This is a genomic window from Plantibacter sp. ME-Dv--P-122b, from assembly GCF_030209375.1.
GTDB lineage: Bacteria > Actinomycetota > Actinomycetes > Actinomycetales > Microbacteriaceae > Plantibacter.
Genome location: NZ_JARVSC010000004.1, coordinates 161,316 through 184,537 on the forward strand (window position 1 = coordinate 161,316; position 23,222 = coordinate 184,537).

Sequence of the window (23,222 nt, forward strand, 5' to 3'; positions counted from 1 at the left end):
GATGCCTCAGCGCTCGTCGTCGCGAAGTGACCGGATCATGCTGCGCAGAACGACGAGTGCCTCCCGCTGCTGTTCTGCGGACAGGCCGCTCAGCATCCGGACCTCGACCGACCGCACTGCGGCGGTCGCCTGCGCGAGATGCTCACGACCGAGCGGCGTGAGTCGGGTCGGCAGCGCCTTGCCGACGGGGGCCTGTTCGGGACGGCTGACGAAGCCGTCGCGCTCGAGGGCCTGCAGAAGCACGTTCATCGACTGCCGGGTGACGAAGGCGCCGCGGGCCAGCTCGGAGTTCGACAGCCCAGGTCGCTGGGCGAGGAGTTCGAGGCAGGAGTAGTGCGTGATCGTCATGCCGAGTGGTCGCAGCACGGCCTCCATCGCTGAGCGGAGCGCGCTCGACGCCTCCTTCAGGAGGTACCCCAGCGAGGTGTCCAGATCGATCCCGTCTTGACTCATGTCAGTATTCTGACATAGGCTGAGTGTGTCAGATAACTGACACGACAGAAATGGACGCACATCATGCCCGTTACCGGACCAGACTTCATCTCCCTCCAGGTCGCCGACCTCGACGCATCGCAGGCCTTCTACGAGCGGTACCTCGGCCTCGTCCGCTCGCAGGCCGGCCCGCCGCACGCGGTCGTCTTCGAGACGATGCCGACCGCCTTCGCCCTGCGCGACATCGTCCCCGGAACTGATCTCGCCTCCGCGCCCCAGCCCGGGATCGGCGCGGCGATCTGGCTGCACGCCACCGACGTCCAGGAGATCCACGACACCCTCGTCGCCGACGGGCACACGATCGTCTCGGCTCCCATCGACGGCCCGTTCGGTCGGACCTTCACCTTCGCCGACCCCGACGGCTACCAGCTGACCCTCCACGACCGCGCCTGAGCTGTCCGGTGCCCGAGTCCGTCCGCGCCTGACGCGCTCTCCGCCACCCGCTCGCATGCGATGATCATCGTCCGGCCGGTGACGACGGGTTCAGAGCGGATGTGATGACGGATCAGTTGACGCGCGGCCAGTCCGTTGTCAGATAGGCCTCGACTGCCCGATTGCGGAACGAGTACGGCTTTCCTCGAGAGATGATGCCGCGCACGGTGTCCAGTCGCTGCGACGTCGGACCGACCTGCGTCGCTGCTGTCATGCCCATCTGCTCGGCGATCTTGGTCAACTTCCGGTCTGCAGGCGGCAGAGCCGCCATCGCGTCGATGAACTCGTGCTCGCGAGTCGGGAGCCGGTTCAGGATGCGTTCGACGTGCGCCAATGCCTCGCCCTCCGCTCCACTCCACCCGGTCACAACCTGATCCTCTGAAATGACCGAGGTCTGCGCTGCGTTCCAGGCGCGCTGTCCGGCGAGCTGGAACAGGAACGGTTCCCCACAACACAGGGCCACGATCGCTTTGGCCGCCTCTTGGCTCATGCTCACTCGCGCGATGCCGTGTTCATCGTCGTGGGTCTCCCATCCCTCGAGGACGAATGGCTGCAAAGCTTCGAGCAGATCGTCCTCGTCGAGCGCTGTCAGTGTGGTGGTACGGAAGCGCCTCGCGAATGTTGCTCCTTTTCGAGCGCCGGCCATGTCCTCGAAGTCCGGTAGTCCGGTGAGGTATACGGCGATCGGTAGGAATCGGGTTACGTAGAGCCCACCGGGGGCTGAGACCTCCACCTCATAGGACAGGGCGTCGCCGAGCGCGATGAGCAGTTGCGACAGTGCGGCTTCATCAGTGATGTTCTGCACCTCGTCGATGTGAATCAGAATCACCGCATCCTGATCGATCGCTGCCTGCCCGAGTTCGATCAGGAGGTCGAACAGCGCGGTGAAGGGCTCCGGCCCTTCACCCCCACCCATCGCGAGGGAAAAGCCTGAAATCGCCACCTGCTCGACCCTGCTGAGGAGGTCCATGACCCGCTGCCGGGTCGAGGTTCGAAGACCTGCCATATCAGCGAGTCGCAGCACTGCGGAGGCGACGATCTTCAGTGGATCAGCTCCGGAGGGTATCCGCAGTTGCGGTGTCACCCAGTCTCCAGCGTCCGCCGCGTCGCGGGCGATCTTGCGGACCAGGCTCGATTTGCCGGTTCCGGGTTCGCCGAGGATCGTTCGGCCGGTCTCATACAGGCCTGCATGTCTGCGCGGACGAACCGCATCCCGCCAATCGCTCAGTTGCTCGACGCGGCCTGCCCAGACATCGGGTACCACGTCTGAACCGGGCTGAAAGGGATTCGTGACAGGTGATCGCATGACGATAACTTTATCACCGACCTATCACGGCGGAGATAAACTTATCAATACCCGTCGCCAGGATCCGAGTGGGATGGCTCTCTCGCTCGAGCCTCCAAGGTCGGGGGTGTCGGAGAATGGACGGATGCGACGATCGAGAGTGCACGTGATGGGCGCCAGTGGCAGTGGCGTGACGACGCTCGGGCGGGCGCTCGCCGACCACTGGTCCGTCCCGCACGCCGACGCCGACGACTACTTCTGGGTGCCGACGGACCCGCCCTACGTGACCAAGCGTTCGGACGCGGAGCGGGTGCGGCTCATGCGCGAGCTGTTCGTACCGCGCGAGGCCTGGGTCCTGTCGGGCTCGATGCCCGGCTGGGGTGACGAGATCGTCGCCGAGTGCGATGCGATCGTCTTCGTGACCCTCGACCCGTCGGAACGTCTGCGGCGTCTTGAGGCTCGAGAGATCGAGCGGCGGGCAGGCGAACCGCACGACGACCGTGCGTGGCGGGAGTTCCGTGAGTGGGCGAGCGGCTACGACGACCCCGCGTTCGACGGCCGGAGTCGGGCGTCGCACGAGGCTTGGCTCGCGACCCTGTCGCTGCCGGTCCTCCAGGTCGACAGTGGGCTTTCGCGATCCGAGCTCCTCGAGGCCGTCCTGGCTTGGGAACCGCGCTGACGGGTGTCGGCGTCAGCGCGCTGTCAACGGGGTGCCGGCCGCCGGATCGAGGCGCATACTGGAACGGTCAAACTTATCTGACACACGTCGCTTAGTGAGTGACTGCGGCGTGCGGTTCCGACGCTCGAGGAGGATGTCCCACCATGAAGGCACTGCGGTACACGAAGATCGGCTCGGCCCCAGAGGTCGTCGAGATCGAGAAGCCGACGCCGGGGCCGGGTGAGATCCTCCTGAAGGTCACCGCCGCCGGTGTCTGCCACTCCGACGACTACGTCATGAGCCTCCCCGAGAAGGACTACCTCGAGCAGCAGTACCCGCTCCCGCTCACCCTCGGGCACGAGGGTGCCGGCGTCATCGAGTCGTTCGGTGAGGGTGTCGAGACGGGTCTGCAGATCGGAGACGCGGTCGCCGTCTACGGGCCGTGGGGCTGCGGTCACTGCCTGAACTGTTCGCAGGGCAAGGAGAACTACTGCACGAACGCGGTCGCCGAGGGGATCCGTCCTCCCGGACTCGGCAGCCAGGGCTCGATGGCCGAGTACATGATCGTCGACGACGTGCGTCACCTGGTGCCGATCGGTGACCTCGACCCCGTGAAGAACGTGTCGCTCACCGACGCCGGTCTCACGCCGTACCACGCGATCAAGCGCAGCCTGCCGAAGCTCGGCGCCGGCACCTTCGCCGTCGTCATCGGATCCGGTGGCCTCGGCCACGTCGGCATCCAGATGCTCAAGGCGCTCTCCGGCGCGACGGTGATCGTCCTCGACGTCAACGACGAGAAGCTCGAACTGGCGAAGCACGTCGGTGCCGACGTCACGCTCATCAGTGACGAGTCGGCAGCGGGCAAGATCCGTGAGCTGACCGGCGGTGTCGGGGTCGACGCGGTGTTCGACTTCGTCGGCGCCAATCCGACGATCGCCACGGCCACCGCGGTCGCCGCCATGGAGGCCGACGTGACGATCGTGGGCATCGGCGGCGGATCGGCGACCATCGGCTTCGGTTCGATCGCCTATGACGCAGCCGTGCGCGTGCCGTACTGGGGTTCGCGGAGCGAGCTCATCGAGGTCTTCGAGCTCGCGAAGGCGGGCAAGGTCGACGTCGAGGTGCAGCCGTACTCGCTCGACGACGCCCCGAAGGCCTACGAGGACCTGCACGCGGGCACGATCGGCGGGCGTGCGGTCATCGTCCCGTAACCACGACTCCCGGAACCGGCGCCCCTCGCACCCGCGACGGGCGCCGGTTCTGTGTTTTCTGCGCACCACGACGCAGGCTTCACACCCCGGAAACAATTTCGACACTGCATCGAAACTCCATCCACGCATACTTTCAATACAGTATCGAAATGAGTCGCGGCGAGGGCAGCGACGCAACCGGAGGAGCATCCCATGACCGTCGTCGAGACCGTTACCACCGTGGAGTCCGTCCGCGCTCGCCTGCAGGAGGCCGGCGTCAAGTATGCGATGGCGAGCTTCGTGGACATGCACGGCAGCATCAAGACCAAGTTCGTCCCGCTGTCGCACCTCGAGCGCATGGCCGGGGGATCGGAGCTCTTCACGGGGGCCGCGCTCGACGGCCTCCCGCAGGCGATCAGCGACGAGGAGCTCTCCGCTCGCCCTGACCTCGACAGCGCCGTGCAGTTGCCGTGGCGGAAGGACGTCGCGTTCTTCGCGAGCGACCTCTACACGAAGGGTGAGCCGTTCGAGGCGGCGTCGCGCAACATCCTCAAGCGCCAGCTCGATGCGGCGGCCGAGATGGGCTTCACCTTCAACCTCGGGATCGAGACCGAGTTCTTCGTCCTGAAGGACACCCCGGAGGGCGTGACCGAGGTCAGCGACCGCGACGACCTCGCGAAGCCCTGCTACACGGCGACCGCCGCGCTCGACAACCTCGATTGGCTCACCGAGCTGGTCGAGGCGATGACCGAGATGGGCTGGGGCGTGTACTCGTTCGACCACGAGGACGCCCCGGGGCAGTTCGAGATCGACTTCAACTACTCCGACGCGCTCACCATGGCCGACCGCGCCGTGTTCTTCCGACTCATGGCCAACGAGATCGTCCGCAAGCACGGCTACTTCGCGACCTTCATGCCGAAGCCCTTCGCCGACCGTAGCGGCTCGGGTGCGCACTTCAACATGTCGCTCGCCGACATCGAGACCGGTGAGAACCTGTTCGAGACCGACGACGACCCGCGTGGTTGCGGCATCTCGGAGCTCGGATACAAGTTCATCGCCGGAGTCCTGAAGCACGCGCCGGCGCTCTCGGCGGTCATCGCGCCGACGGTCAACAGCTACAAGCGGCTCGTGCGTCAGGGCAGCATGTCGGGCTCCACCTGGGCTCCGGTCTTCGTGAGCTACGGCAACAACAACCGGACCAACATGCTGCGCGTGCCACTCCAGGGCGGGCGCGTGGAGTGCCGGGCGGCCGACATCAGCTGCAACCCGTACCTCGGGGCGGCGCTGATCCTCGCCGCGGGCCTCGAGGGCATCCGTGAGGACCTCGACCCGGGAGCGCCGCACACCGAGAACATGTACGACTACACCGAGGCGCAGGTCGCGCAGCTCGGCATCGGCATGCTGCCGCGCAGCCTCGGTGAGGCGGTCGACGAGTTCGCCACCGACTCGCTGTCGCGTGCCGTCTTCGGCGAGGCGATGTACGACGCGTTCATCGACTACAAGCGCCAGGAGTGGAACGAGTACCAGGCGCACGTGTCGGACTGGGAGACCGCCCGCTACCTGAAGTTCTTCTGATCCCGATGCACCAGGTCCTCGACCTCGGGAGGTTCGCGCTGGAGTCCGGCGCGGACCTCCCGGAGGCGCGGCTCGCGTACACGACGCAGGGCGCGCTGAACGCCGACGGTGACAACGCCGTCCTGCTCCCGAGCTACTACACCGGGACGCACGCGAGCTACGAGCCGTGGATCGGGCCGGGCCGGGTGCTCGACCCGGCCCGCTGGTTCATCGTCTCGGTGAACCTGTTCGGAAACGGCGTCTCGACGTCACCGTCGAACGCGGCTGAGGAGGTGCGCGGTGCCGCGTTCCCCGAGGTGTCGATCGGCGACGACGTCCGCGCGCAACGGCGGCTCGCCGAGCACCTGGGTGTCCGCCGCTGGCGGCTGGTCGCCGGTTGGTCGATGGGCGCACTGCAGGCGTACGAGTGGGCGGTGCAGTATCCGGAGTTCGTCGACGCATTCCTGCCCGTCGCCGGTGCCGCGCGGTGCTCACCCCACAACGCCGTCTTCCTGGCTGGCGTCGAGGCGGCGCTCCGGGCGGATCCAGCGTTCGACGGCGGCCGCTACACGACACCGCCGCGGGCCGGACTCCGCGCATTCGGGACGGTGTACGCGGGGTGGGCCTACTCGCAGGCGTTCTTCCGGGACGGCGCCTACCGCGACCTCGGGTACGCCGACGTCGCCGACCTCCTCGAGGACTGGGCGGCCGACCACGAGCGGTGGGACGCGAACGACCTGCTCGCGATGCTGCGCACCTGGCAGCGGGCGGATCCCGGGCGAGGGGTCGAGGGCGGTTTGGCCGCTGCCCTCGGGGGCGTGCGTGCGCGGAGCATCGTCATGCCGTCGTCGACCGACCTCTACTTCACCGTCGAGGACAACGTCCTGGAGTCGGCGATGATGCCTCGGAGCGAGGTGCGGGTCATCGAGTCCGATCTCGGCCATGTCGCGGGGCGGCCTGGCGTGCGTGCGGCCGAGACGGCCGTGATCGAGGCGGCCATGCGCGAGCTGCTGGGCGAGAGCTGAGCTGCTGCTGGAGCTCGTGGTCACGCTCACCAAGAACGGTTGACGTGCGAGGTGTGTGATTTCGGATGTGATTCAGCTTGGTAACGCACTAAACTCGGAGCATGACGATCACGAACTCGACTCCTGGTCTGGGCGCGTTCCAGCGATCGATCCGTGCGGAAGTACCTGAACTCGTTGAGGACCTCCGTGGAATCCTCGGAGCCCAGCTGCTCGCCTACCTTGGCAATGTGCGCGAGACGCGCGCCGTTCGGCAGTGGGCGGAGGGCACACGCGTTCCGTCGGCCGCCACCGAGTTGCGCCTCCGGACCGCGCTCCAGGTTGCCGGCATCCTCCTCGAACGTGACCACCCGCGTATCGCGCAGTCTTGGTTTCAAGGGCTGAATCCTCAGCTCGATGACGAGTCGCCAGCTCGCCTGATCCGCGAAGGCGACATCGACGAGGTCGGTCCGCGGGTGATCGCAGCCGCACGCGCGTTCACTGCGGTGGGCTAGTGCCGACTGCGTCCGAGTCAGGACCTCGATTCGTCGTCCGAGACAGCCCAGGAACGGTCTTCAGAGTCGGATTCGGACCCGACCCATGGGCTTGGACCGACTGGATCCACGCCAATGGAGGCCGATTCACCGGGCGATGGGACTCGGAAGACGGCTCCTACCGGACGCTTTATGCGGGGGCGTCTCTGTACGGCTGTCTCGTCGAGATCTTGGCGCGGTTTCGTCCGGACCCAGCAGTTGTCGCGGAGATGGCTGCGATCGAGGTGAGTGACGAAGATGACGAGCTCTATCCCACCGTCGAGGCAGGAACGGTGGACGCCTCCTGGTTCAGGAACCGCAGGGTGGGGCGCGCCGACCTCGCCGGTCGCTACTGCGATGTGACGAACTCGCGAACGATTGCGGCGCTGCGTGACTCCTTTGCCGCCATGGCCATCCGGGAGTTCGGCTTGGGTGACTTCGACAGCTCAGCGCTGCAGAACAGCCAGCCTCGTGCGCTCACCCAACGCGTGGGTCGTTTCATTTTCGGGCGAGACGCCAGCGATGGTGGACCGTTCGACGGCATCCAATTCGGATCCCGTCATGGGGCGGACATCGTGCTCTGGGCCATCTTCGAGCAGGCGGATGACGGCATCACGAGCACGAGGCTCGACAACATCGACATCGATCTCATCGACCTGCAGTCCCCGGATCTTCTCAGCGTGTTGCGCCTCCACAACCTGACCATCGCCTAGCGTCACCACGTCCCGTCCGATGGGACGATCATGAGGCTTCAAAGCCGTCGAGCCGCTCGCCCGTAGGATTGGCGGAGGTGTCCGCGAGCAGGGAGTGGTGATCGATGGCCGGCCGCACAGGAGCATCGCCCGGTCGTCCTCGCGCGAGCGGGATCGCCGCCGAGGATCCTCGCGAGGAGATCATCCAGGTCGCGACCAGGCTGTTCGCCGAGCGCGGGTACGAGCGCACGAGTATGACGATGCTGGCCGAGGCGTGCGGGATGAAGCAGTCCTCGCTCTACTACTGGTTCGCGAACAAGCGCGAGGTGCTGCGGGCGACCGCCGCCTCGAACCGCCAGTCGGTCGGCGCAGCGGAGGCCCTCGGTTCGATCGAGGCTGATGTTCCGGCGAAGCTCTACCGCGTCCTCTACGAGGACGGCGTCGCGATCTGTGAGGCTCCCTTCGACTACAACGAGATCGAGCGACTCGCGGCGGAGCATCCCGACGACCTCGCGTCGTTCTGGGTCGACTATCGCACGCTGTTCACGTTCATCGCCGGACTCATCCGCGACGGGGTGGAGCAGGGATCCCTCGTCCTCGGCGGCAGCGAGACGCCGGAGTGGGCGGCGGCGGCGGCGCTCCACGCCAACGAGGGCATGCAGAAGGCCTACCGCTACGGCTCCGGCGACATCGCCGCGCAGTACCCGCCGGTCGAGGCCGCCGAGGGTGCGAGCGACGCGGACCGTATCCGGGCCTTCGCCCGCCGGACGGCGTCGGCCACCGTGCACAGCCTCCTCGTCGACCGCGCGGCGCTCGCCGACGTGGAGCACGACGCCCTGGCGCTGGACCTCGCCGTCGGCGGTGAGGGGCTGGCTTCACCTAGCAAGGCTGATCTCATTGATCTCATTTAGCGCTCCAATTGGGCCAAAGACCTATCAGGAACTTGCCAGCGGATCGATGCTGCCGCTGAATATCCCGGTTTGGTAGCCTTGCTCGGTCGAGCATCGTGCTCGTGCCCGGAAGCACTTGGTAGTCGGACAGGTGCCGCTACAGACTTGCGCTTGAGGCAAAGGTCACTTCTGCGTTCGGGTGCCAGTGCGATATTTGGCCGAAGCGCGGCGTCCTTCTAGGAGGGCTCTCGGTGGTGTCCGAGTTGGAGCGTTGCTCTTCCGCGGCCTGTCATAGGTCGCGGAAGAGCCTCTCGATCAAGGCAACGGTCGATCCAATTGAACTGGGCGCCTGACGCTCTGGCTAATTCGTAGGCCGTTTGCCCGTAGTTGGGCAGCAAAGAGGCGTAGCTCCATCCGCGCCGCCGCAGGATCGTCTAGCGAGAGTGTGTAGCGGCGACGGCGCCGGTCCTCGATTCGCAGTGTGGTCTCGGAGCGAGTGCGAACACGCCAGCCCTGCGCTTCGGCTGCTCGACATACGCGTTCGATTTCAGATCGCAGGATCCGCTGAGAATCGGATTGGTGCGACGCGCTCGCCGTGGTCACCATCTGTGTACGCGGTCCGAGCGCGCCGATTCGCTCCACAATGCCTAGCACCGCTTCGTTCAGGGCAGCTCGCTGATTCCCGTCCTGCCGACGGGTATATGGAAGCCATGTGACTCCCATCAAGTCGGTGGGGAGGTGGAGGTCGGTGGATCGATCCGCAACTATGTAGGTTCGCTCTCGACCTAGGGCTCCAATGAACAAGCCAAGTTCGAAAACGACATTGTCGCGGGCGACCGGGCGAGTCACGCCTCGAGAACTCACCGTGTCGTCCGCTGACACGACGAGTACGGCGAAATCGGACTGGGCCGTTGCCTCGGTCAGGCGATCAATTGTTATGGAGGATGCCTGGAACACACCTTGGTCCCACCGTGTCGCGACGCACGAGCCGGTATGTTCCAGTTCTAGCTGAAGATACCGACCGATCTGTAGGGCCTCGCTCGACGAACCTATGAAGACAGACGGGAGCTCGTCGTGGCCTATTCCTGCATCGCGCATGAGGCCATCGTATGGTCACCTTCCTCGCGCACGCGTACGTAGGAGGATAATGCTTGCGGCCACTAGTCTGAGTCCCATGCCAGAAAGAATGGATGAGGAGAGCCTTGCTCTGGTCCACAGTGAGATGCTCCGCCTACGCGAGGCCCAGTCGGTGCGTGTCGCGAGCGTGCGCGCTAGGTCATCGGCCGTTCTAGCGGCGGCAGGCATCGCGACGACGCTCCTCGCAGCGGCCACAGCAAATCCCTACTACGTACTGGTAATCTGTGCTTTAGTTACGTCCAGTGTATATTGCGTAAAGTCGATGTGGATGACTCGGGTTGCAGTCATGCATCCGGTAGCGATGATGCGATCGATAGGCCTCAAGCGGCCGTTTGAGGCCAGACTGCAGCTCCTGCAGCAGCTCAGGAACGAGTACAACGCAGTCGAGGTGGGTCTGCTTGAGACCGGTAAGCACACGAACACGGCATTGGGTTGGTTTGTGGCTGGCCTCGTTTTGGCGCTTCTAGTGAGTCTTGTCACGGCTCTATTGCCGGTATTTACAATTCATTAGGAGGTGAATTATGAGCGATAACGAGGATGAGATCGTCGCTATTGCCTATGGACGTGTTGTCGGACAGCCTGAGGATGAAAACCAGGAGACGATCCAGGCGTCTGGTTGGGGAGGCAAGCACACCACCCTTCAGGAGAGTGCCGACGTGCCTCCGCAGGAGGACTTCGAAGATTAGGCAGTGGATGCGGAACATCCGGCCAGCGGCTGCAAGCGGACTCTGATTGTGCGGGCTGGCCGGATGGCGCAGCGAGGCGGATCGTGTCCGGTTCTTCGCTCGCCTCCTGGCCTCCGCAACGGCGAAGCTCCGCATCTTGGGGCCTCGGCTATAGGTCCGTCGTCGACTCATCTAGCGCCTCTCCAGAATGGATCGGGTCAGGACCGCTGTCGTCCCTTTCTCGAGCCTGACGCCCGCCGCTGGATCGATGGAGGGGCGCGGAGCTTCTGGTGCGAGCGAGCCGCCGGTGAGATGCTGCGGGCTGACGTACTGGCTCCGTTCGGCGAGGCCATGGCCACGAACAGGTGCTGGGCTGCTCGTGCGGAACCGACTCCGCCCCGCTCAATCGCGGTGGACTAAAGTCGTGAGGCGAGATTGTCCACGGCCGCTACGCAATCGAGGCGATATGGCTCGTTCACTTGAATGCGCTGGCCCTCGACCTCGAGGCGCCCCGAGCGCATCGCATAGAAGGGGCAGCCCCGAGCGAAGGCGACCACGCCAGTGGTTTGGAAGTCGCGGATTTCGACCATCCCCTCGGCAGGGACGGTGAAGTCAAAAATCTCAGGGTTCGTCACCAGGAGCTGCGCGACGTCCCGGTCGATGGACTGAAGAACACTCGCATACGCCGACGACGGCCCCATGTATTGCGTGAGCCGGTTCTTCACAATCGAATGTACTTTTGGAAGCGGTCGTCCTGCTTCACGGAGTTTTGTTGGGAACGCATATGCAAGGTAAATATCCGATGGGAGTTTGAGCCCGTAGATCAGCGAGAATGCGTTCTGGATCGCGCGACGTGATGAATCATCGGCCATGACCGGTAAAACAAGAAGTTCAACGGTTGAAAGAGCGATCTGGGTGTAGATCGAGAAGCTCGGGTTGGCATCGACGAAGACCGTGTCGTATTCATCCTGGATGCCGGCGAGGAAGTCACTGAGCCAGTCGATCACGGCAATCCAACTGTTCGTGCCCGGGATTTGGTTATTTGCGAGCGTCGAGATCGCGTTGGCCTGTAACTCGAGAAGTGGATCGCCCGCTAGCAGGTCGATGTTGGTCGGAATCGCGTCGTTAAAGTCGCTCGGGTGAGTGATGAAGTCCCGGGGGTCAAACGTAGGAGGTGAGTAGGGGGAGGGTAACCGTAGCTGGAAATATCCCCCGATGGTCGCGCGCACCAATCCTCCCTGGATTTCAAGGAGACGGGTGCTCCCGCCGTTGACGAGGCCCCCAAGGAGCAGTTCGGAAAGATTCGCCTGTGGGCATACATCCACCGTGAGGATCTTCTCATCGGGGTGCGCATGGGCGTACGCGGTGGCAGTTTGGAAGCTCAGGCTTGTCTTCCCCGTGCCGCCCTTATTGTTCCAGAACCCATAGATCTTCATTGTTGCCTCTCGACAGTCATAGACGTAGTTGCGTCGTTCGTAACCATCCTAGCGTACACATTGTACGTATTGGCAACCAATCTCGACGCGCTGACCGGCGCGTTGGCTGCATCTTGGCGACATTGGCGCCCGTGTGGATCCCGTAACGAACACGAAACGGATTCGATACTGCATTGAAACCGGTCGTCATGACAATTGGATGACCTATTGAAATGCGGTCGTCCGTTTCGGATCCCGCGCGAACCCTGGAGGTCCGGATGGACACGGCTGCAATCGCGGGTAACACGGCATGGCTCCTGACGGCGGTGGTGGCCGTGGCACTCATGCTGCCCGGCCTGGCGATGTTCTACGGCGGGATGGTCAGCCGTCGCGTCACCATGAACATGATGATGATGATCTTCGCGTCGTTCTGCCTCGTCGGGATCCTCTGGGTGGCCTTCGGCTACTCGATGGTCTTCGGGGACAGCCTCGGCGGCCTCGGCATCGTCGGCGACCCCACCGAGTACCCGGGCCTCGGTCAGTTGCTCGTCGCGCCCGAGGGGAGCACGCTGCCGCCGCTGGCGCTCGCCGCACTCCACCTGATGTTCGCCGGTCTGACGATCGGGATCGTCGCCGGAGCGGCCGCCGGTCGGATGAAGTTCAGCGCGTGGATGGTCTTCGCCGGCGTCTGGTCGACGCTCGTCTACTTCCCGGTCGCGCACTGGGTCTTCGCCTTCGACTCCGCTGACGGCAGCGTGCAGGGCGGGTGGCTCGCCAACACGATCGGCTCGATCGACTACGCCGGCAGCACCGCGATCCACGTCAACTCCGGGGTCGCCGCACTCGCCCTCGCCATCGTCCTGGGCAAGCGGAACGGCTTCCCGTCGCAGCCCAAGGCCCACAGCCTCCCGCTCACGCTCCTCGGTGCCGGCCTGCTCTTCGTCGGTTGGATCGGCTTCGACGGCAGCGCCCTCGGTGCCGCCGACAACAACGCCGCCGTCGCCGTCTTCAACACCGTCGCCGCGACCTGCGCGGGCGTCATCGTCTGGCTCGTCGTCGAGAAGCTGCGCGACGGTCACCCCACCACCCTCGGTGCATGCTCGGGCGCGATCGCCGCACTCGTCGCCATCACGCCGTCCTGCGGTGCGGTCACCCCGCTCGGCTCGCTCGCGATCGGTGCCGCCGCAGCGGTCGTCTGCTACTTCGCGGTCAGCCTCAAGCTCCGCCTCGGCTTCGACGACGCGCTCGACGTCACCGCGCTGCACTTCGTCGGCGGTGTCGTCGGTGGCCTCCTCATCGGTGTCCTCGCGGTGCCGCTCGCGCCGAGCGGTGGAGAGGGGCTCCTCGCGGGCGGTGGCTTCCTGCTCCTGGGCAAGCAGGCGCTCGCGATCGTCGCCGTCTTCGTCTACACCTTCTCCATCACCTGGGTGCTCGCGAAGGTGCTCGACAAGACGATGGGCATCCGCGTGTCGGCCGAGACGGAGGCGCAGGGCCTCGACGTCGTCCTCCACGCCGAGAACGCGTATGAGATCAGCACGCACGAGGCCCTCGCCCCGCGTGGGCACGCCGAACCGAAGGTCCCGGCCGTCGTCGACTAGGACCGGTACCGACGAGGACGGGCACCGACGGCGCCGCAGAACACCACCGGGGTAGGGGGTCCGCGATACCCCAGGGTGATGCTGCGGCGCCGTCCGCTTCGTAGCGTCGGAGCATGGACGTCATCAACGAGCTCATCCTCAACGCAGTGACCTCACCGTGGCTGTACGTGGTGATGTTCGCGACCGCGGTCATCGACGGGTTCTTCCCGCCGATCCCGAGCGAGACGGTGCTCGTCGCCGCGGCAGCCGTCGCGGTCTCGACCGGCGGATCGAACGTCCTGCTCCTCTGCGCCGTCGCGGCCGTGGGTGCGGCGATCGGCGACAACATCGCCTACCTCATCGGCCGTGGGGTCGGCACGACGCGCTTCGCGTGGATGCGGCGTCCCCGGATCGCGGCGGCCTTCGACCGGGCAGGGCGGACGCTCGGGCGTCGCGGCGCCCCGCTGATCCTCGGGGCGCGGTACATCCCGGTCGGCCGCGTCGTGGTCAACATGTCCGCGGGTGCCCTCCGATACCCGTGGCGACGGTTCCTGCCGCTCAGTGTCATCGGGGGAGTGACCTGGGCCGCTTACAGCGCGATCATCGGCGTCGTCGCCGGCAAGCTCTTCGAGGACCAGCCGTTCCTCAGCTCCGTGCTCGGTGTGGGCGTCGCGCTCGTCCTCGGCCTGGTCGTCGACCGGGTCGCAGCCATCCGTCGTCGTCGCCGTGAGCGGTCCGATACGGCCGCAGACGGGACGCCGGCGGGACCCGACACCGAGGACCACCCGCCGACCCTGGCGCTGATGGGACAATGACCCTCATGGATCGGACGGCGCGCGGCACCTCCCGCCGCACCGTCGGACTCTTCGTCCTCGCGGGTGTCGGCGTCGTCCTGCTGAGCGTCCTCGTTCCGATCCAGAGCCTCCTCTACGGCACCGTGCTCCCGGCGTCGTTCCTCCTCGGAGCCGCGATCTGCGGCGCTCCACTGTTGTCCGTCGTACTCCCACGCGTCGCGATCGTGCTGTTCTCCGCTGCGGCCTTCGTCCTTCCGCTGGTCGCCTCGCCCGACCACGATCCGATCTGGCCATGGCCGTGGTCGGTGCCCGCGCTCATCGCCTTCGCCGTGTTCATCGGCGTCGTCACCTTCCTCCACGGCTGGCTGCACGGGCTCATCCCATTGCTCGTGAACATCGCCGGCTCGCTCGTCGCGGCGTTGCTCGTCCCCGCCGCCGCCGACGCGACCGTCATGACCGCCGACCTCATCGTCGCCTCCTCCGTCGCGGCGGCGGCGTACCTCGTGGCGCTGCTCCTCTCCGGCCGCGTGCGGGTGGGCCAGGAGCTCACCCGAGAGCGCGAGATCTCCGCCGCCGAGCAGTCCCGGCGCGTGCTCGTCGAGGAGCGCACCCGGATCGCCCGCGAGCTCCACGACGTCGTTGCGCACAGCATGTCCGTGATCCAGGTACAGGCGTCGACGGCGAGGTACCGTGTGCCCGGCCTCGCCGAGGACGCCGCAGCGGAGTTCGACGACATCGCAGCCACCGCGCGGGGCTCGCTCGTCGAGATGCGCCGTCTGCTCGGCGTGCTGCGCACCGAGGACCAGGTCGCCGAGCTCGCGCCGCAACAGGGCATCGACGACCTCCCGGCGCTCGCCGACGGCCTGCGTCGCGTGGGCGCCGACATCACCCTCTCGATGGACCGCGGCGACGAGGGCGTCCTCCCCGTCCCGCCGACCGTGCAGATCGCAGCGTTCCGCATCGTGCAGGAGGCGATGAGCAACGCGGTCCGACACGCACCGGGCGCGCCCATCGTCGTCGACGTCCGGGTCGATGCGACCGCGGTGCGGCTGCGCATCCACAATGGCCTTGCACAGACCCCGGGCGAGCATGGCGCCGGACACGGTCTCCGCGGCATGCTCGAACGCGCAGCCCTCCTCGATGGCGCCCTCGACGCCGGCCCCGACGGCGCAGGCGGCTGGCTCGTGACGGCCGTGCTGCCCACCGGCGAGCCGACCTCGACGCCACCCCGCCCCCGATCCAGCTCGACGAAGGACCGCCTGTGACCATCGACGTCCTCATCGCCGACGACCAGGCTATGGTCCGAGCCGGGTTCGCCGCGCTCCTCGACGCCCACGACGGGATCCGGGTGACGGGGCAGGCCGCGAACGGTGCCGAAGCGGTCACACTGTCGGCGCGCCTCGATCCCGACGTCATCCTCATGGACGTGCGCATGCCCGAGCTCGACGGCATCGAGGCCACGAAGCGCATCCTCGGCCCAGGCTATCCGGCGGCGAAGGTCCCTCGCATCATCATGCTCACCACCTTCGACATCGACGACTACGTCTACGACGCCCTGCAGGCCGGCGCGAGCGGCTTCCTCCTCAAGGACGCCCTGCCCGAGGACCTCGTTCACGCCGTGCGGGTGGTCGCTGCCGGTGACGCGCTGCTGGCCCCCAGCGTCACCCGCCGGATGATCGCGCAGTTCGCCGCGCAGAAGCCCCGCGCCTCGCATGGCACCGCGCGGCTGGCGGAACTCACCGAGCGCGAGCGCGAGGTGCTCGTCCTCATCGGCCATGGTCGGTCGAACAGCGAGATCGCCGCGACCCTGTTCATCGCGGAACAGACCGTGAAGACCCATGTCGCCAAGGTCGGCGCGCGCGACCGCGTGCAGGCCGTGATCTTCGCCTACGACACCGGACTCGTCGCCCCGTCCTGACCCGGACTCCGCGCATCGGTGCCTCACCCCTGGGTACGGGGCGCGACGACACCGCCGGGTGATGTGCCCTCGGGTGCCGCGTTCGTAACCTCCTCGGACATCACCGAGGAGGACCGTCATGGCCATCACCCACGCAGCACCGATCGACGCTAGACCCGATCGCGCCAGACCGGTCAGCACCGGGCCCGATCGCACCCTGGGTGCACGTGACCGCGGGATCGACCTCGTGCGTGCCTGTTGCATCATCGGGGTCGTCGTCCTGCACGCGATGATGGTCGGCGTGACGGTGACCTCCGCCGGCCCCGTGTTCGAGAATGCGAGTGATGGCACCGCCTGGATCGCCCCGCTCAGCTGGGTCCTGCAGGTCATGCCGCTCTTCTTCGTCATCGGCGGGTTCGCAGGCCTGCTCGCGTATCGACGCCACCGGTCGCACGGTGCGCCGGCCTCGGCGTTCGTCGCCGCGCGGCTCCATCGCCTGTTGCTCCCCGCGGTCGTCACCATCGGCTGTGTGGGAGCCGCCCTCGCGGCGCTGACGCTGGCCGGTGTCCCCGCCGACCTCGTCGCCACGGCCGGTTTCCGGTTCGGGCAGCCGCTCTGGTTCCTCGGCGTCTTCCTGCTCTGTCAGGCATTGCTGCCTGCGCTCGCCGCCGCCCACGAGCGCGCCCCGATCCGGTCGATCGTGTCGCTCGTCACCGCCGCCGTGCTGGTCGACGTCCTGCGCGCGGCCACGGGTGTCGACGCCCTCGGATTCATCAATCTCGTCCTCGTCTGGACCGCGCTCCAGCAACTCGGGTTCTTCCTGGCGGACGGTTCGATCGGCGCCCTCAACCGGAGTGTCCGGGCGCTTGCCGGTGTCGGGGCGGTCGTCGTCCTCGTGCTCACCTGGTGGGCCGGCCTCTACTCCAGCGACCTCATCGCGAACATCAACCCGCCCACCGCGGCGCTGCTCCTCGTCGGCGTCGCCCACACGGCACTGCTGTCGCTCGTCCGCGAACGACTCACTCGGCTGAGCGCGCGTCGCCGGGTCGCGTTCGTCACCGACGTCGTCACTCGTCGCGCCATGACGATCTACCTCTGGCACATGCCGGTGCTCCTCGCCATGGCCGGCGCGTCCGCCGTGTTCGCGCTGACGACCGGCGTCGCCCTCCCCGCGCCGGACAGCCTCGGTTGGTGGCTCGGACGGCCCCTGTGGCTGGCGGTGGCACTGACGCTCACCGCCCTGGTCGCGACGGTGTTCGCCCGCGTCGAGGCCGTTCAGACGCCGATCGCGAGCCAGTCGCGTGGCAGGATCACGGTCGCCGTCCTCCTCGGGCTTGCTGCAGTGGTGCTCCTCCTCGTGGCCGGCACGTCGGTGACCACGGCGACGCTCGCCGTGCTCTTGATCGTCGGTGCACTTCGTGTCCCCGGCACCGGCCGAGCTTGCGACCTGAGACGTCAGCCCATCGGTGCCGGCGCCGCGTCGGGAGCGGTAGCGGGTCCCGGGAGGATCTCGCGCAGCAGGTCGTCGATGGTCACGACGCCCAGGAGGCTGGTGCCCTCGGTCACGATCGCCAGTTGGACACGACCCCGTCGCATCCGTGCCAGAGCATCATGGGCGGACACGTCCGGAGCGAGCGTGAGCGGGTTGCGGGCGATGTCCGCCGCGGAAGTGCCGGGGTCGGCGGACAGTGTGTCGCGAACGTGCACGACGCGGCAGTCCGCTCCGGTTCCGAGCAGGATGCGCAAGTGGCCCGATGCCGCCGCCACCGCCTGCACGTCAGCGATCGACGCGGACGCCGGCACCGAGGTGGGTGTCCGGTCGGTCTGGACGATGTCGCCGACGGTCAGCGTCCCTAGCCCGATCGCGCGCACGATCGGCTCCGAGTACTGCACGTCCAGGGTGCCGGCCGCGCGCGAGTGCGCGACGAGTTCGCGAATGGTCTCGGCGTCCTGGCCGCCGGCTGCCGCCTTCTCGACCGGTTCGACACCGGACGCTCGAACGAGGCGGTTGGCCAGATGGTTGATCCAGAGGAGGAACGGACGGAGCGGCCAGGTGAGCGCGCGGGCGAGGGGCGCGGTCGATTTCGCGGCGAGTTCCGGATGCGCGATCGCCCATGACTTCGGGGCCATCTCTCCGATCACGAGGTGGAGGAACGTCACCACGATGAGCGCGAGCATGAACGCGAGCACGTCCGCGAGCACCGCGGGGAGCCCCCACTGGGCGAGGACGGGCGAGAGCGCGTAGTCGATCGCGGGCTTGGTGATCGCACCGAGCAGGAAGGTGCAGGCGGTGATGCCCAGTTGTGCGAAGGCGAGCATCACGGTGAGCTCGTTCATGCCTCGCAGAGCGGCTCGCGCAGCGGAGCTCCGATTCGCCTCCACCTCGAGGCGGTGTCGTCGAGCGGCGAGGAGCGCGAACTCGACGATGACGAAGAAGGCGCTCGCGATGATGAGCGCCACAGTGATGATCGTGACCAGCCACCAGCTCATCGGGTCGCCTCCTCGTCGATGATCCTGGTCGTGGCATCGTCCCCGTCGGGGTCCACTTCGATCAGGTGTGCGGTCACCCGTGAGGGGACGAGCCGCTCGACCTCGGTGACCTCGAGGTCGAGCGAGCGCTGCACGCGGAGGCCCTCCACGGTCTCCGACGGACGCTCGGGCAGGGCGATCCGGACGATGGTCCCGACCTCGAGGAGGTCACCGTGTCTGCTGATGGCGAGACCGGCGATCGTCTCGGCCTCCTCACGCGGCAGGTCCTGGCCGATGACGCGCTCGACCTCGTCCAAGTGGATGTCGCCTGGCAGGGACCATCGCCCCGACCCGAGGTCGGCGATGCCGACGCCGACGGAATCGTGTTCGTCGGAGATCTCTCCGACCACCTCCTCAGTCAGATCCTCGATCGTCAGGATGCCGTCGAAGTTGCCGTACTCGTCGACGACGCAGGCGAGTTCGTTGCGCGTCCGTCGCATCCGGTCCAGCGCCACCGGGAGCAGCATGGTCGTCGGTAGGATCACTGCCGGCCGCATCACGCTCGACACCGCGGTGTCGTCCGGGTGGGGCTCGCGCAGGAGGTCGATCAGTTCGACCACGCCGAGGGGTGTGTCCTCGTCGCCGATGACCGGATAGCGCGTGTGACCGGTGCTCATCAGTGCGCGGACCTCACCCACCGTCGTGTCCGGCGGGATCGAGTCGACGCGGGATCGCGGCACCATCGCATGCTCGACGTCGCGCTGTGGGAAGTCGAGGATGCGGTCGATGACGATGGAGAGCTCGTCGGGGAGGTCGCCGCTCGCGCGGGACTCGGCGACGATCGACTCGAGGTCCTTCGCAGTCGCGCTCTCGTCGACATCCTCGAGCGGCTCGATCCGCAGCAACCGCAGGAGGGCGTTCGCCGCCTTGTCGAACACGGTGATGAGGCCGCCGAAGATCAGGAGGTAGATGCGCGTCGGCACCGCGACTGCGCGAGCCAACGGTTCAGGGTTGGCGATCGCGAGGTTCTTCGGGTACAGCTCGCCGAACACCATCGTCACGACGGTCGCGAGGAGGAGTGCGCCGATCGTGCCGATCAGGACCGAGGCGACCGGGTCGATCCCCGCTCCGCCCAGGAGGGTGCCGACCGATGCGCCGATGAGCGGTTCAGCGACGTAGCCGATCAGGAGGCCTGTGACCGTGATGCCCAGCTGCGCGCCCGAGAGCATGAAGGACGTGCGCTTGGTGATCGCGAGGACCCGCTTCGCCTGCGCGTCACCCTTCTCCGCCTGAACCGTCATGCGGGTCCGGTCGACGGACATGTAGGCGAACTCCTGGGCGACGAAGAATCCGCACGCGGCGATGATCACCGCGGTCAAGACGACGCCGACAAGCAGTGTCAGCGCCGCTTCGAGCATCTGGACTCACCCCCTCGGCATGCGAGAGGGGTCGATGATCGACCCTCCTGGTCGGTGGAGGTGCGATGTCGGCTCACGGGGTTCTTTCTCGTGGGTCTGCGGGAAGTGGTCACGAGGGTACGCATCCATCATTTGACGGAGCTGTGTGTCACCACTTCGTCAATCGCTCCGACACGGTCGGCACCGCGCTCCTGCTGGACGCCGAGACCAGCGCGGATCGTCGCGGACAGTGCCGTTCGTCGGCGTTGGTGGACCTCGGGTGCGTCTGCGGATGTGGCGACGACGGTCATGGACGCCTGCGTTCACGTCGCCGCGGTCGAGATGAGCAGCGCCCAGACGTCGGCCGGGTCGAGGTCGGGGTGGATCGAGCCGGCTCGCTGCTCCGCCTCGATGTCCCGGAGGTGCTGGAGGTCGTGGTCCTCGGCGATGACATGCGCGTCGAAGACGGCGTCGAACAGCTGGTCCTTGGCGCCGCAATAGGCGTGCGTACCTCGCCGACATCGACGTCGAGCTCGCCTGACGGTCAGGCGTTCGCGGTCGTCGCTTGCCGTCCCATCACGCCGTCGAAGAACGCGGCGAGCTCCGCGGTGGCCTCGAGCGGGAGCACGTGGGCGACGTACTGGTCCGGCCGCACGACGACGACGGCACCAGCTCGGTCGACGCCGCGCTCGGCGAAGATGTCGACCTCGGGATGGCGGGCGTAGACCTTCTCGTAGTCGATGAGCTCGAACGGGCCGACACGCGGCAGGAACACCGGCGGCACGGTGCCGAGGTCGATCTCGGTGTGCGGCTGCTGGTAGACCACCTTCACGTCGAACCAGTCATCGGCCCGCACGCCGTCGGGGAGCAGACGGAGCGGTGACTCCGGTGCGTCCTGCAGCCAGGCCGCCAGCTCCGTCGATCGGCCCGACGACGGCGAAGCGGCATCTGAGAAGACGTAGATCCGCCAGCGCCCGTCGGCCGTGGCGTGGTGTCCGAGATGGATGTGGTTCGCGTCCGCGACGCGCGAGGTGAGGGCGGACTTGAACCGCTTCCCGATCGGGAAGCCGTTCGCGAGGTGCTGATGGGTCGCCTCGCCGACGATGGCCGAGGGGCTGTACTCGGTCATGAAGCCGGCCGGGAACTCCGCCGTCCGCACGTAGAAGTCGGCGAGCTCCGAGGGGTCGGCGAAGTCCTCCGGCCGCTTGGCCATGAGGCTCGACCACTCGCGGTCGAAGTCGATGAGCTCCCGGGCCACGACCTGACGCTCAGCCGAGTACGTCGCCAGCAGGCTCTCGGGGCTCCGGCCCTCGAGCACGTGGCCGAGCTTCCACGCCAGGTTGAAGCCGTCCTGCATCGACACGTTCATCCCCTGCCCGGCCTTCGCGCTGTGGGTGTGGCAGGCGTCTCCCGTGATGAAGACGCGCGGTGTGCGCGAGCCGAGTTCGTCGATCGGGACGTCGTCGAAGCGGTCCGTCAGGCGATGGCCGACCTCGTAGACGCTGTGCCAGGCGACGTGTTTCACGTCGAGCCGATAGGGGCTCAGGATGGTGTTCGCGTGGTCGATGATCTGCTCGATCGAGGTCGACCGTACGGCTTCGCTGCCACCCGACGGCACCTCGCCGAGATCGACGTACATGCGGAAGAGGTGTCCACCCTCGCGGGGGATGAGCAGGATGCTGCCGCCGGAACCTGACTGGATCGCGCACTTCGTGCGGATGTCGGGGAAGTCGGTGACGGCCAGAGCGTCCATGACCCCCCACGCGTGGTTCGCCTGGTCGCCGGCCAGGGTGCAGCCGATCGCCTGGCGGACCGCGCTCCGGGCGCCGTCGGCTCCGATGACGTACTTCGCGCGGACGGTCCTGGTCTCGCCGGAGGACTCGTCGCTCGTGTCGAGCAGCGTGACCGCGACCGGGTACTCCGCGTCGTGGTCGATCTCGAGTCCCTGGAACGCCCACCCGTAGTCGGGTCGCATCCGGGTCGGGGCGTTCGCCATGTACTCGGCGAAGTAGTCGAGGACGCGGGCTTGGTTCACGATGAGGTGCGGGTATTCGCTGACGCCCGTGGTGTCGTCGAGCGGCCGGGCACCGCGGACGATCCGGCCCGGGTCCTGGGGGTCGGGCTGCCAGAACGCCATCTCGGTGATGCGGTAGGCCTCGGCGGTGATGCGTTCGGCGAAGCCGAAGGCGTTGAAGGTCTCGACGCTGCGCGCCTGGATGCCGTCCGCCTGACCGATCGCGAGGCGTCCCGGTCGGCGGTCGACGATGCGCGTGGTGATGGACGTGAAACGGGACAGTTGTGCGGCGGCGATCATGCCTGCCGGCCCGCTGCCCACGACGAGGACGTCGATCTCGTCCGGGAGGTCGTCGGGCCGATCGATCCCGACACCCGCTGCGGGCAGGACCCGGGGATCGCCGGACACGTAGCCGTGGTGGTGGAACTGCATCGATTCCTCACTTCATCGTCAAGAATTCGATAATGGAACACGCTGTTCGCTTATCGCACGGCAGACACTACCCTGCACCGGCGCACGGTGGAAGACCGTACGCCGGTGCAGGTGCTGTTCGAGTCGCGGGTGGTCAGTCCTTGGTCGACCAGGTGCCGAGGTCCTTGACCTCGATGACCGTGGGCAGGGCGTCCTTGTCGCCGAGGAAGGCCTGGCAGGCGACGAGCGGGGCGTCGGGGGACACCCCGGCCGTCGCGTTGCCGTCCGGGGTGCAGTCGAACTGGCCCAGGACCTTGATGGGCTGGTAGCTGCCCGTGCCGCTGAGCTTCCATTCGTCCGTCGTCGGCACGGGGAGTGCGGAGCGGTCGGCGTCCTTGACGTCGCCGTCCGTCAGCGTGACCGAGTAGGTGACGAAGTACGGGGTCTTCCCTTCGTCCGACGGCGTCGACTGCACGCCCATCTCGGCGAGGTCGCTCAGCTTCCCCTCCCGGACGTCGTCGATGGCGAACGACATCTCGACGCCCGTCCCGACCTCGACGGCCACACCCGTGCCGAGCGCCAGGGCGTCGTCGGGGGCTTGCTGCGGGCTCGAGCACCCGGTCAGGGCGATTCCGACGGTCGCTGCGACGAGGGCGGTCAAGGCGAGGGTGCGGTGCATGCGGATCATGTCATCGACGGTATCGGGGACGGCCGCCCGA

Annotated in this window: 22 protein-coding genes and 1 pseudogene; 14 read left to right on the plus strand and 9 right to left on the minus strand. The window is 66.9% G+C overall.

The genetic code is table 11. The features are described 5' to 3' along the window. Positions 1-6: 6 nt before the first annotated feature. Positions 7-453 (minus strand): MarR family winged helix-turn-helix transcriptional regulator, encoded by a 447-nt coding sequence (locus QRN19_RS10930; RefSeq protein ID WP_285026915.1) that lies wholly within the window; start codon positions 451-453, stop codon positions 7-9. Between the two features lie 63 nt (positions 454-516). On the opposite strand from QRN19_RS10930, the gene QRN19_RS10935 reads away from it, so the two are divergent. Continuing rightward, positions 517-885, plus strand: a complete 369-nt coding sequence (locus QRN19_RS10935; protein ID WP_285026917.1) for a VOC family protein — start codon at positions 517-519, stop codon at positions 883-885. Between the two features lie 112 nt (positions 886-997). Here the strand turns inward: QRN19_RS10935 and QRN19_RS10940 are convergent, their stop codons facing one another. Continuing rightward, complete coding sequence (locus tag QRN19_RS10940; protein ID WP_285026919.1) at positions 998-2,230, minus strand: Rab family GTPase; 1,233 nt, start codon at positions 2,228-2,230, stop codon at positions 998-1,000. A 124-nt stretch (positions 2,231-2,354) separates the two neighbouring features. Between QRN19_RS10940 and QRN19_RS10945 the strand changes: the two genes are divergently transcribed. From QRN19_RS10945 to QRN19_RS10975, 7 genes are all read left to right on the plus strand, one after another. Next, a complete protein-coding gene (locus QRN19_RS10945) occupies positions 2,355-2,888 on the plus strand; it encodes an AAA family ATPase (RefSeq protein WP_285026921.1) in 534 nt (177 codons plus the stop codon). Between the two features lie 143 nt (positions 2,889-3,031). Then, positions 3,032-4,078 carry an NAD(P)-dependent alcohol dehydrogenase gene (locus tag QRN19_RS10950; RefSeq protein WP_285026923.1) on the plus strand — a complete coding sequence of 349 codons (1,047 nt, stop codon included), beginning with the start codon at positions 3,032-3,034 and terminating at the stop codon, positions 4,076-4,078. Positions 4,079-4,270: 192 nt separating this feature from the next. Further along, positions 4,271-5,632 (plus strand): type III glutamate--ammonia ligase, encoded by a 1,362-nt coding sequence (gene glnT / locus QRN19_RS10955; protein WP_064295821.1) that lies wholly within the window; start codon positions 4,271-4,273, stop codon positions 5,630-5,632. A 5-nt stretch (positions 5,633-5,637) separates the two neighbouring features. Beyond that, the gene (locus tag QRN19_RS10960; RefSeq protein ID WP_285026926.1) at positions 5,638-6,636 is read left to right on the plus strand and encodes an alpha/beta fold hydrolase; all 999 of its coding nucleotides are present in this window, start codon (positions 5,638-5,640) and stop codon (positions 6,634-6,636) included. A gap of 101 nt (positions 6,637-6,737) precedes the next feature. Then, the gene (locus QRN19_RS10965) at positions 6,738-7,127 is read left to right on the plus strand and encodes a hypothetical protein (protein ID WP_285026928.1); all 390 of its coding nucleotides are present in this window, start codon (positions 6,738-6,740) and stop codon (positions 7,125-7,127) included. Beyond that, complete coding sequence (locus QRN19_RS10970; RefSeq protein ID WP_285026930.1) at positions 7,127-7,858, plus strand: RES domain-containing protein; 732 nt, start codon at positions 7,127-7,129, stop codon at positions 7,856-7,858. Before QRN19_RS10965 ends, QRN19_RS10970 begins: the two co-directional genes overlap by 1 nt. A gap of 104 nt (positions 7,859-7,962) precedes the next feature. Next, positions 7,963-8,748: a TetR/AcrR family transcriptional regulator gene (locus QRN19_RS10975; RefSeq protein WP_285026932.1), complete on the plus strand. Its 786-nt coding sequence runs from the start codon at positions 7,963-7,965 to the stop codon at positions 8,746-8,748. Positions 8,749-9,042: 294 nt separating this feature from the next. On the opposite strand, the gene QRN19_RS18520 is transcribed toward QRN19_RS10975, so the two are convergent. After that, a complete protein-coding gene (locus QRN19_RS18520) occupies positions 9,043-9,825 on the minus strand; it encodes a TIR domain-containing protein (RefSeq protein WP_350224037.1) in 783 nt (260 codons plus the stop codon). Positions 9,826-10,385: 560 nt separating this feature from the next. On the opposite strand from QRN19_RS18520, the gene QRN19_RS10980 reads away from it, so the two are divergent. Continuing rightward, positions 10,386-10,550, plus strand: coding sequence for a hypothetical protein (locus QRN19_RS10980; RefSeq protein WP_285026934.1), 165 nt, complete (start codon positions 10,386-10,388; stop codon positions 10,548-10,550). A gap of 395 nt (positions 10,551-10,945) precedes the next feature. Here the strand turns inward: QRN19_RS10980 and QRN19_RS10985 are convergent, their stop codons facing one another. Then, positions 10,946-11,965, minus strand: coding sequence for a ParA family protein (locus QRN19_RS10985; protein WP_285026936.1), 1,020 nt, complete (start codon positions 11,963-11,965; stop codon positions 10,946-10,948). Between the two features lie 257 nt (positions 11,966-12,222). On the opposite strand from QRN19_RS10985, the gene QRN19_RS10990 reads away from it, so the two are divergent. The 5 genes and pseudogenes from QRN19_RS10990 to QRN19_RS11010 form a co-directional block, all read left to right on the plus strand. After that, positions 12,223-13,542: an ammonium transporter gene (locus QRN19_RS10990; protein WP_285026937.1), complete on the plus strand. Its 1,320-nt coding sequence runs from the start codon at positions 12,223-12,225 to the stop codon at positions 13,540-13,542. A gap of 113 nt (positions 13,543-13,655) precedes the next feature. Beyond that, on the plus strand, positions 13,656-14,336 hold the full coding sequence (locus QRN19_RS10995; RefSeq protein WP_285026938.1) for a DedA family protein: 681 nt from the start codon (positions 13,656-13,658) through the stop codon (positions 14,334-14,336). A gap of 5 nt (positions 14,337-14,341) precedes the next feature. Then, a complete protein-coding gene (locus tag QRN19_RS11000; protein ID WP_285026939.1) occupies positions 14,342-15,580 on the plus strand; it encodes a sensor histidine kinase in 1,239 nt (412 codons plus the stop codon). Beyond that, the gene (locus QRN19_RS11005; protein ID WP_285026940.1) at positions 15,577-16,233 is read left to right on the plus strand and encodes a response regulator; all 657 of its coding nucleotides are present in this window, start codon (positions 15,577-15,579) and stop codon (positions 16,231-16,233) included. The genes QRN19_RS11000 and QRN19_RS11005 overlap by 4 nt, the downstream gene beginning before the upstream one ends. Positions 16,234-16,504: 271 nt before the next feature. Continuing rightward, positions 16,505-17,413: pseudogene (locus QRN19_RS11010) on the plus strand (acyltransferase family protein); the annotation flags it as partial. Positions 17,414-17,487: 74 nt separating this feature from the next. Here the strand turns inward: QRN19_RS11010 and QRN19_RS11015 are convergent. The 5 genes from QRN19_RS11015 to QRN19_RS11035 all read right to left on the minus strand — a co-directional run bounded on the left by QRN19_RS11015 (position 17,488) and on the right by QRN19_RS11035 (position 23,191). Next, the gene (locus QRN19_RS11015; protein ID WP_285026942.1) at positions 17,488-17,643 is read right to left on the minus strand and encodes a hypothetical protein; all 156 of its coding nucleotides are present in this window, start codon (positions 17,641-17,643) and stop codon (positions 17,488-17,490) included. A 24-nt stretch (positions 17,644-17,667) separates the two neighbouring features. Beyond that, positions 17,668-18,702, minus strand: a complete 1,035-nt coding sequence (locus tag QRN19_RS11020) for a CNNM domain-containing protein (protein WP_285026944.1) — start codon at positions 18,700-18,702, stop codon at positions 17,668-17,670. Next, positions 18,699-20,099, minus strand: coding sequence for a hemolysin family protein (locus QRN19_RS11025; protein ID WP_285026946.1), 1,401 nt, complete (start codon positions 20,097-20,099; stop codon positions 18,699-18,701). Before QRN19_RS11025 ends, QRN19_RS11020 begins: the two co-directional genes overlap by 4 nt. Before the next feature lie 523 nt (positions 20,100-20,622). Next, entirely contained in the window at positions 20,623-22,524 is a 1,902-nt protein-coding gene (locus QRN19_RS11030; protein ID WP_285026948.1) for an FAD-binding monooxygenase, read from the minus strand. A gap of 133 nt (positions 22,525-22,657) precedes the next feature. Beyond that, positions 22,658-23,191, minus strand: coding sequence for a hypothetical protein (locus QRN19_RS11035; protein ID WP_285026950.1), 534 nt, complete (start codon positions 23,189-23,191; stop codon positions 22,658-22,660). Positions 23,192-23,222: the final 31 nt, after the last annotated feature.